This is a genomic window from Chryseobacterium sp. UF-81 (assembly GCF_058245105.1).
The window spans coordinates 191473-199188 of the sequence record NZ_JBSIBX010000009.1; the positions used below are offsets into that span (position 1 = coordinate 191473).

The 7716-nt window shown below is 38.6% G+C and carries 6 protein-coding genes; 2 read left to right on the top strand and 4 right to left on the bottom strand.

Annotated features, from left to right (window positions below):
- Positions 1-58 precede the first annotated feature (58 nt).
- Together AC4IFE_RS13925 and AC4IFE_RS13930 are read left to right on the top strand one after the other, a co-directional pair.
- On the top strand, positions 59-2200 hold the full coding sequence (locus AC4IFE_RS13925) for a M3 family metallopeptidase (protein ID WP_490757760.1): 2142 nt from the start codon (positions 59-61) through the stop codon (positions 2198-2200).
- Positions 2201-2409: 209 nt separating this feature from the next.
- Positions 2410-2787 (top strand): YchJ family protein, encoded by a 378-nt coding sequence (locus AC4IFE_RS13930; RefSeq protein ID WP_490757761.1) that lies wholly within the window; start codon positions 2410-2412, stop codon positions 2785-2787.
- Positions 2788-2826: 39 nt separating this feature from the next.
- On the opposite strand, the gene AC4IFE_RS13935 is transcribed toward AC4IFE_RS13930, so the two are convergent.
- The 4 genes from AC4IFE_RS13935 to AC4IFE_RS13950 form a co-directional block, all read right to left on the bottom strand.
- Entirely contained in the window at positions 2827-3327 is a 501-nt protein-coding gene (locus tag AC4IFE_RS13935; RefSeq protein ID WP_490757762.1) for an FKBP-type peptidyl-prolyl cis-trans isomerase, read from the bottom strand.
- A gap of 111 nt (positions 3328-3438) precedes the next feature.
- Positions 3439-3690, bottom strand: a complete 252-nt coding sequence (locus AC4IFE_RS13940) for a VF530 family protein (RefSeq protein WP_490757763.1) — start codon at positions 3688-3690, stop codon at positions 3439-3441.
- 204 nt (positions 3691-3894) lie between these two features.
- The gene (locus AC4IFE_RS13945) at positions 3895-4920 is read right to left on the bottom strand and encodes an LLM class flavin-dependent oxidoreductase (RefSeq protein WP_490757764.1); all 1026 of its coding nucleotides are present in this window, start codon (positions 4918-4920) and stop codon (positions 3895-3897) included.
- Positions 4921-5049: 129 nt separating this feature from the next.
- Entirely contained in the window at positions 5050-7191 is a 2142-nt protein-coding gene (locus tag AC4IFE_RS13950) for a S9 family peptidase (RefSeq protein WP_490757765.1), read from the bottom strand.
- Positions 7192-7716 lie beyond the last annotated feature (525 nt).

The window sequence follows — 7716 nt, forward strand, 5'->3', positions numbered from 1 at the left end:
TTTACTGCTTTTATAAATTAAGTTTTTAATATCTTTATACTTTAATAACAACTAATTTATGAAAAATATTTCATCGGTATTGTTAATTTCTGCTCTGGCACTTAACCAATCTTGTACTACAATGAAGAAAACCGATACTCAACAGGAGATTCCTGTTACTGATCCAGCTCTGTCTTCAAACCCTTTTATGAAGAAAAGCAAGCTTCAGTATGAAGCTCCGGAATTCAATAAAATTAAAAATGAACATTTCAAACCTGCTTTTGATTTTGGACTAAAACAGCACGATGCTGAGATCCTGAAAATCGCGAATAATCCGGAGGCTCCTACTTTTGAGAACACTATTGTAGCCCTTGAAAAAAGCGGTGAAGTTTTAAAAAGAGCCACTATCGTATTTTCTAACCTTACCAGTGCTAACACAAATCCTACCCTTCAGGCTTTGGATGAAGAATATGCTCCTATTTTTGCAGCGCATTCTGATAAAATGTACCTGAATGAAAATTTATATAAAAGAATCAAATCGATCAAAGAAGACGGTCTTGATGCTGAAAGTAAAAAACTTGTCCAGTTTTACAAACAGAATTTTGAAATTGCAGGAGCGAATCTTTCTTCTGCTGATAAAGAAAAACTAAAGCAGATCAATCAGGAACTCGCTTCACTTTCCACTCAATATGCCAATAAACTATTGGAAGCAAGAAAACAGGGCGGTGTATTTTTCTCTGATGCTAAAGAACTTGACGGACTTTCCGACGACGAGATTGAAGCTGCAGCGACTGATGCTAAAACTGCAGGACAACCGGGAAAATATCTTCTTGCCCTTCAGAATACCACACAACAGCCGCTTCTTCAGAATTTGAAAAACAGAGCAACCAGAGAAAAACTGTTCAAAGCATCCTGGCTGAGGGCTGAAAAAGGTGACGGAAACGATACCCGTGAAACAATTGAAAAATTAGCTAAACTGAGACTTAAAAAAGCCCAGACCTTAGGCAAAGCAAGCTTCGCTGAATGGAAACTTCAGGACCAGATGGCTAAAACACCTGAGGCAGCTACCAAATTAATGAACCAGATTGCCACTCCTGCAGTAGAAACGGCAAAACGTGAAGCAAAAGATATTCAGGACCTGATCGATCAGCAGAAAGGCGGTTTCAAAGTGGAGCCATGGGACTGGAATTTCTATGCTGAACAGGTAAGAAAAGCAAAATACGACCTGGATGAAAACCAGATCAAGCCTTATTTTGAAGTAACTACTGTTCTGGAAAAAGGGGTTTTCTATGCCGCTGAAAAATTCTACGGACTTACTTTCAAAAAAAGAACTGACCTTCCGGTTTATCATCCGGATGTAGTAACGTATGAGGTTTTTGACCACGATGGAAAATCTATCGCAATCTATTATCTCGATTTCTACACCAGAGATTCTAAAAACGGGGGTGCATGGATGAGTAATTTCGTTGAGCAGTCTTATCTCTTAGGAACAAAACCTGTCATCGTAAACTGCTATAATTATCAGAAACCTGCTCCAGGAAAACCATCACTAATTAGCTATGATGATGTTTCCACAATGTTTCATGAGTTTGGTCATTCAATACACGGTATGTTTGCAAGTCAGAAATACCCGTCACTTTCAGGAACAAGTGTTCCCAGAGATTTCGTGGAATTCCCGTCACAGATCAATGAGCACTGGGCTTTAGATCCTGTTGTTCTTAAGAATTATGCCCTTCACTACGAAACAAAACAGCCGATTCCTCAGGCCTTAGTTGAAAAAATTAAAAAGGCAGCTACATTCAACCAGGGATATATGACGACAGAACTTGTTTCTGCAGCAGCGCTGGATATGGACTGGCATACAGTGACGAATGAAAGTCAGCTAATTCCTGTTCTTGATTTTGAAAAACAATCATTAGCCAGTCATGGGTTTACTTTATCTACAGTACCACCAAGATATCATACTCCTTATTTTGCCCATATCTGGGGTGGAGGATATTCCGCTGGATATTATGCTTACTTATGGTCTGAAACCCTTGATAATGATGCATGGGAATGGATTAAAAACAATGGAGGCCTGACAAGAGAAAATGGTGACCGTTTTAGAAAATATATTCTTTCTGTAGGAAATTCCGTAGATCTTAATCAGGCATTCAGAGATTTCACCGGACATGACCCGGATATCAAACCTTTATTGAGAAACAGAGGTTTTATAAAATAAATTGTATAGAGAAGCATCCGATTGGGTGCTTCTTTTTTTTATAGGTTTTGGCTAAAGCCGATGAATGGGATTTTATATTTGGTTAAATGGGCTGAAGCCCATTTCTATTGAATAAAAAAACATATGGTTTTTAACACGTCCATTCTATCACGGACTAAAACACGTTTCTATTCTTAAAATCTCTATTTTTGTGGTTCAAAAATTAATATATGAACTGTCCCTGCTGTTCAGGAAAATCTTATGAAGAATGCTGTAAGCCTTACCACACCGGAGAAAAAAACGCTCCTACTGCGGAAGCTCTGATGCGTTCCAGATTTTCCGCATTTGCTATTCCGAACGGAGAATATTTAATGAAAACTACATCTCCGGCAAAAAGAAAATTGCACAACATAGAAGATCTGCAGGAATGGGGAGAAATTAACGAATGGACAAAACTGGAAATTATAGATAAACCTTCCGTCAGCAAAGTTGAGTTTAAGGCCTTTTATACTGATGAAGAAGAACATGAGCAAATCCATCATGAACTATCAACATTCAAAATGATTCAAAACCGTTGGTTTTATGTAAGTGGAGAATTTTTAGAATAAAGAAAAATGTCCGGAAAATATCCGGACATTGATTATAATTTAGTGGGCCTCTGTTCCGTCAGCTCCATGAGCGTGACCATGTGCCAGTTCTTCTTCTGTCGCAGGACGTGTATTTACAATTTCTACCTGGAAATCTAAAACTTTCCCAGCCATTGGATGGTTAAGGTCTGCCACTACTGCTTCAGGGGTTACCTCTAATACAAATGCCTGGAAATTATTTCCCTGTCCATCTGATAAAGGCAAAATAGCGCCCAAAGGTGGAGTTCCCGATTCCTGGAACATATCAATAGGAAGCTGCACGATTGAATTTGGGTCTTTTTCTCCGTAAGCTTCTTCTGCCTGAATGATAAAAGAAGCTTTATCACCGGCTTTCAAGCCCAGAATATTTTGCTCAAATTTTGGAATCATCATTCCTACACCATATAAAAATGTAAGTGGATTTTCTGCTGTTGTTTCTTCTACAAGAATTTTACTTCCATCTTCTTCGATCGTGTGAAGTATGTAGCTTACTGCTACAACATGGTTGTTTTCAATTGTCATATTTTATCTTTTTTTCGTGATGTTTTTCACGATTAACGTCACAAATATACTATTTTTGAAATGATTGGCTTTGGGAAAATACTAGAACAAAAATCTCAAAACAGCACCCTTTCATTTTCCGTTCTTTGTTTCATCCCGTTTTTTCTGCCTCAATACATAGAGGTAAAGGCTTTCCACCTTGGCTCTGGCCCAGTCTGTTTTTCTCAGAAACTTCAAAGAAGAATTAATACTTGGATTGTCTGTAAAGCATTTTATATTGATCTGCTCGCCAAGCTTCTCGAAACCTCCGTAATATTCTACCAGTTCCTCAAGAATGGTATCAAGCCTTTTTCCGTGTAGCGGGTCTTTTGACGGTTCCTGCATTGTTATTTTTTTTGTAAAAGTAGAATAATATAAGTTGATATGGAAATTTCCGCCTGTATATCCCACACCAGAAACTGTGAATTTAATTGAAATTATTTTTCTTTTCCCTGACTTGAATAACAGAAAAACAGGTAATACCTTTCAATGAATTGCCAGTTGTCAATAAAAACTCCGCTAAACAATTAGCGGAGAGTTTTTTATAGCTTATAGATCCTGAATAGCCGGTTTCACTTCGCCCCCGAACAGTTCAATCGACTTCATCATAATATCGTGAGCAGGATCACCAATATCCATATGTCCAATAAATCTTGTGATTCCAAAAATTTCCTTCATGTAAGCAATTTTATCAGCAACTTCTGCAGGACTTCCGATAAATAAAGCACCATCTCTTCCCCTTCCGCCGTCATACTGCATTTTCGTGTAAGGTGCCCAGCCTCTGGTTGCCCCTATTCTGTCCATCTGAGATTTATAGTTATTGAAATATCCGTCCACTACAGCCTGATCATTACTGACAAATGTGTGCGAATGAATCGCGATCTGCATTTTGGATGCGTCATGTCCTGCTTTCTGATATTCCTGCTTGTAAAATTCTACCAGATTTTTAAACTGTACCGGCATTCCTCCGATGATGGCTACCACCAAAGGCATTCCTAATTTTGCCGCACTTAAAACAGATTGCGGAGTTCCACCTACTGCTCGCCAGATCGATAATTTTCCGTCGTTTTTTGCTCGTGGATAAACAGTCTGGTTCTGCATCGGTGCGCGGAGTTTTCCTGACCAGGTTACATTTTCCTCTGAGTTGATCTTTAACAGCAATTCCAGTTTTTCATCAAAAAGCTCTTCATAGTCATTTAATGAATAACCATAAAGCGGAAATGACTCGATAAAGCTTCCTCTTCCGACAAATATTTCAGCTCGTCCGTCTGAAATCAGGTCCAGGGTTGAAAAATCTTCATATACTTTTACTGGTTCTGAAGAGCTCAAAACCGTAACTCCACTTGCCAGCTTTATATTTTTGGTGATGCTTGCTGCAGCAGCCAAAACCATCTCCGGTGACGAAACTGCATAGTCCGGGCGGTGGTGCTCTCCCATCGCAAAAACATCTATTCCCACCTCATCCATCAATTTTACCTGATCCAGTATTTCACGAATCTTTATTCCTGCGTCTCTATATTTTCCGGTTACCTGGTCAAAGGCCAGATCACCAAACATTCCTATTCCTAATTCCATATTTTTAGATTTTAGATAGACAAAATTACGAATGAAAAAGCTCAAAAACATTGATGTTTGTTAAGAACGGATTGCTATTCAAGAATACTGTTATCAATAAAAAATCCAGCCTAAGGCTGGATTTTACTATTATTTTTTAAGATACTGATCAAAATAATCCGTCACTTTCTGCATCAGGTGAACCCTGTCTTTCCCAATCACATTATGCGGATGTCCCGGATAAACAAAGTAATCCAGCTGAACTCCATTATCTACTGCGGACTTTATAAATTTAATGGAATGCTGCCATACCACCACATCGTCCTGGGCACCATGGATCATCAGTAATTTTCCTTTTAAATTCTGAACTTTATCCAATAGGTTAGCCGTGGCATACCCCTGTGGATTTTCCTGAGGTGTATCCATATATCTTTCACCATACATGATCTCATACATTTTCCAGTCGATCACCGGACCCCCGGCAACTCCCACTTTGAAAACATCAGGCTGACGAAGCATGAAGCTTGTCGTCATAAATCCGCCAAAGCTCCATCCGTGGATCCCCATTCTCTGGGCATCCACATAAGGAAGAGATTTTAAATAATTCACTCCTTTCATCTGGTCGTTCATTTCCGTTGTTCCAAGGTTTCTGAAAACAGCCTGCTCGAATTTCATTCCACGGTTGGCGGAACCTCTTCCGTCCATTGTGAAAATAATGTAACCGTTTTGGGCCATATACTCGTACCAAAGGTTTCCTGATGCCGGGAACGTATTGGTTACCAACTGAAGGTGTGGCCCGTTGTACAGGTAAACGATAACCGGATATTTTTTACTGGCGTCAAAATCTGTCGGGAGAATGATTTTCCCGTAAAGCGGTGTTCCGTCATCTGCTTTTAATTCCACATTTTTAATTTCAGGCCTCTGATAATTTTTCAGTGTATTTTCTGCTGTCAGGATATTCGTAGATTTCGCCATGTTGGTATTGATAATATTCACCGATCTTGGTGTACCTGCATTGCTGTAGGTATCATAAAGATAATTCCCGTCGCTGCTCAGGATTCCTGTATGTACACCGGGCGCATCATCCATTCGCTGCATTTTAAAGTTCGTCCAGTTGATCTTATATAAATGCTTTTCAAGCGGTGTTTCTTTCGTAGACGTGAAGTAAATCTCTTTTTTCTTTTCATTAAAACCCAGAATGTCCGTTACCAGCCAGTCTCCTTTAGTGATTTGGGCAACAAGTCCTTTTTCAAGACTGTAGTGAAACAGGTGATTATAGCCTGTTCTCTGGCTTTGCCAGATGAAATCTGTATTGGAGTTCGGGAAAAAAGTAAGCGGATGCTGAGGCTCCACATATTTATCACTGGTTTCTTCAAATAAGGTTTTTACCAGATTTCCTGTAGCAGCATCGTACTGGTTCATCTTTAAATGATTCTGCCCGCGATTCAGAACGCCTACAAAAACATATTTGGAATCCGGACTCCACGTAACAGCTGTTAAGTACTGATCTTTTTCACCTTCAATTTTCAGAAAAGTGGTTGACTGATTTTTGATATTATAAATCCCCAAAGTGACTTCATGGGATTTCTGCCCTGCCATGGGATACTTGATATTGTGATTTACGGCAGGCGTTACCGACCAGTCAATAACAGGATAATCTGCCACCATTGTCTGATCCATTCTGTAAAATGCCACAGCATCAGAATTAGGAGCCGGAAAAATTCCTGTATCAATTCCGAACTCATTTCTGTGAACCGCTGCACCTCCGTTGATGATATTGTCATCAGAATCATTGGTTACCGCTATTGTTTTACCGTTTTTATTTACATATAAATTATTCTTTACGGTAAAGGCAAAGGTCTGGTTATCTCCGAACATTTTCATATTGGAAGCATTTGCATCAACTGCAGCCGCTGTCTTTACCTTCCAGTCGTTTCCTGATTTTTCGATCCAGAACATTTTATCGTTCGCGTTGAAATAACCACTTGAACCGCCGATAAATTTGATTTGAGGGACTGCCTTTAGCTTAGCATCTGAAAATGATCTGTTCAGTTGGGTCAGAGACACTAAAGTATCCTGCTTATTGGTCTTCATATCAGTAATCAGATAACCGCCTTTTACAGCCTGAATATATGATTTACCATCTGCGGACCATGAGAACTGGGATATATTTTTCACGGCAAGATTTGTTCTCAGTCCATTTACTGCCTCCGCCATTGTAAATTTTTGGGTCTGTGCGATTGCAGAACTCCCCAAAACCAACATCAATAAAGAAAATCTATGTAATTTCATTGTATAAAATTGAATCCTTCAAAAATAAGAAATAAAAGTCATTCGTTAATAAATGTTAAAATAAAACATTCATAAAACAGGATTAATGCATTGATAAAAATAAATCCTTAACTTAATAGTAGAGTAATTAAGGTGAATGGCGAAAGGTCAATTGTGAATTTTATAGGTGTAAACAATTGACATTTCACTTGCGAAGCAAAATTGACGATTCACATTAAATTAGTGTGAATGGCGAATGGTCAATAGTGAATTTTATAGGTGTTAACAATTGACATTTCACTTGCGAAGCAAAATTGACGATTCACATTAAATTAAGGTGAATGGCGAATGGTCAATTGTGAATTTTATAGATGTAAACAATTGACATTTCACTTGCGAAGCAAATTGACGATTCACATTAAATTAGTGTGAATGGTGAATGGTCAATAGTGAATTTTATATGTGCAAGCAATTGACATTTCACTTGCGAAGCAAAATTGACGATTCACATTAAAATTAGGGTAAATGATGAATGGACAATTGTGA

Bases quoted from the DNA above. Each gene is read 5' to 3' on its own strand.
- AC4IFE_RS13925 (WP_490757760.1), top strand. From the start codon at position 59: ATGAAAAATATTTCATCGGTATTGTTAATTTCTGCTCTGGCACTTAAC.
- AC4IFE_RS13930 (WP_490757761.1), top strand. From the start codon at position 2,410: ATGAACTGTCCCTGCTGTTCAGGAAAATCTTATGAAGAATGCTGTAAG.
- AC4IFE_RS13935 (WP_490757762.1), bottom strand. From the start codon at position 3,327: ATGACAATTGAAAACAACCATGTTGTAGCAGTAAGCTACATACTTCAC.
- AC4IFE_RS13940 (WP_490757763.1), bottom strand. From the start codon at position 3,690: ATGCAGGAACCGTCAAAAGACCCGCTACACGGAAAAAGGCTTGATACC.
- AC4IFE_RS13945 (WP_490757764.1), bottom strand. From the start codon at position 4,920: ATGGAATTAGGAATAGGAATGTTTGGTGATCTGGCCTTTGACCAGGTA.
- AC4IFE_RS13950 (WP_490757765.1), bottom strand. From the start codon at position 7,191: ATGAAATTACATAGATTTTCTTTATTGATGTTGGTTTTGGGGAGTTCT.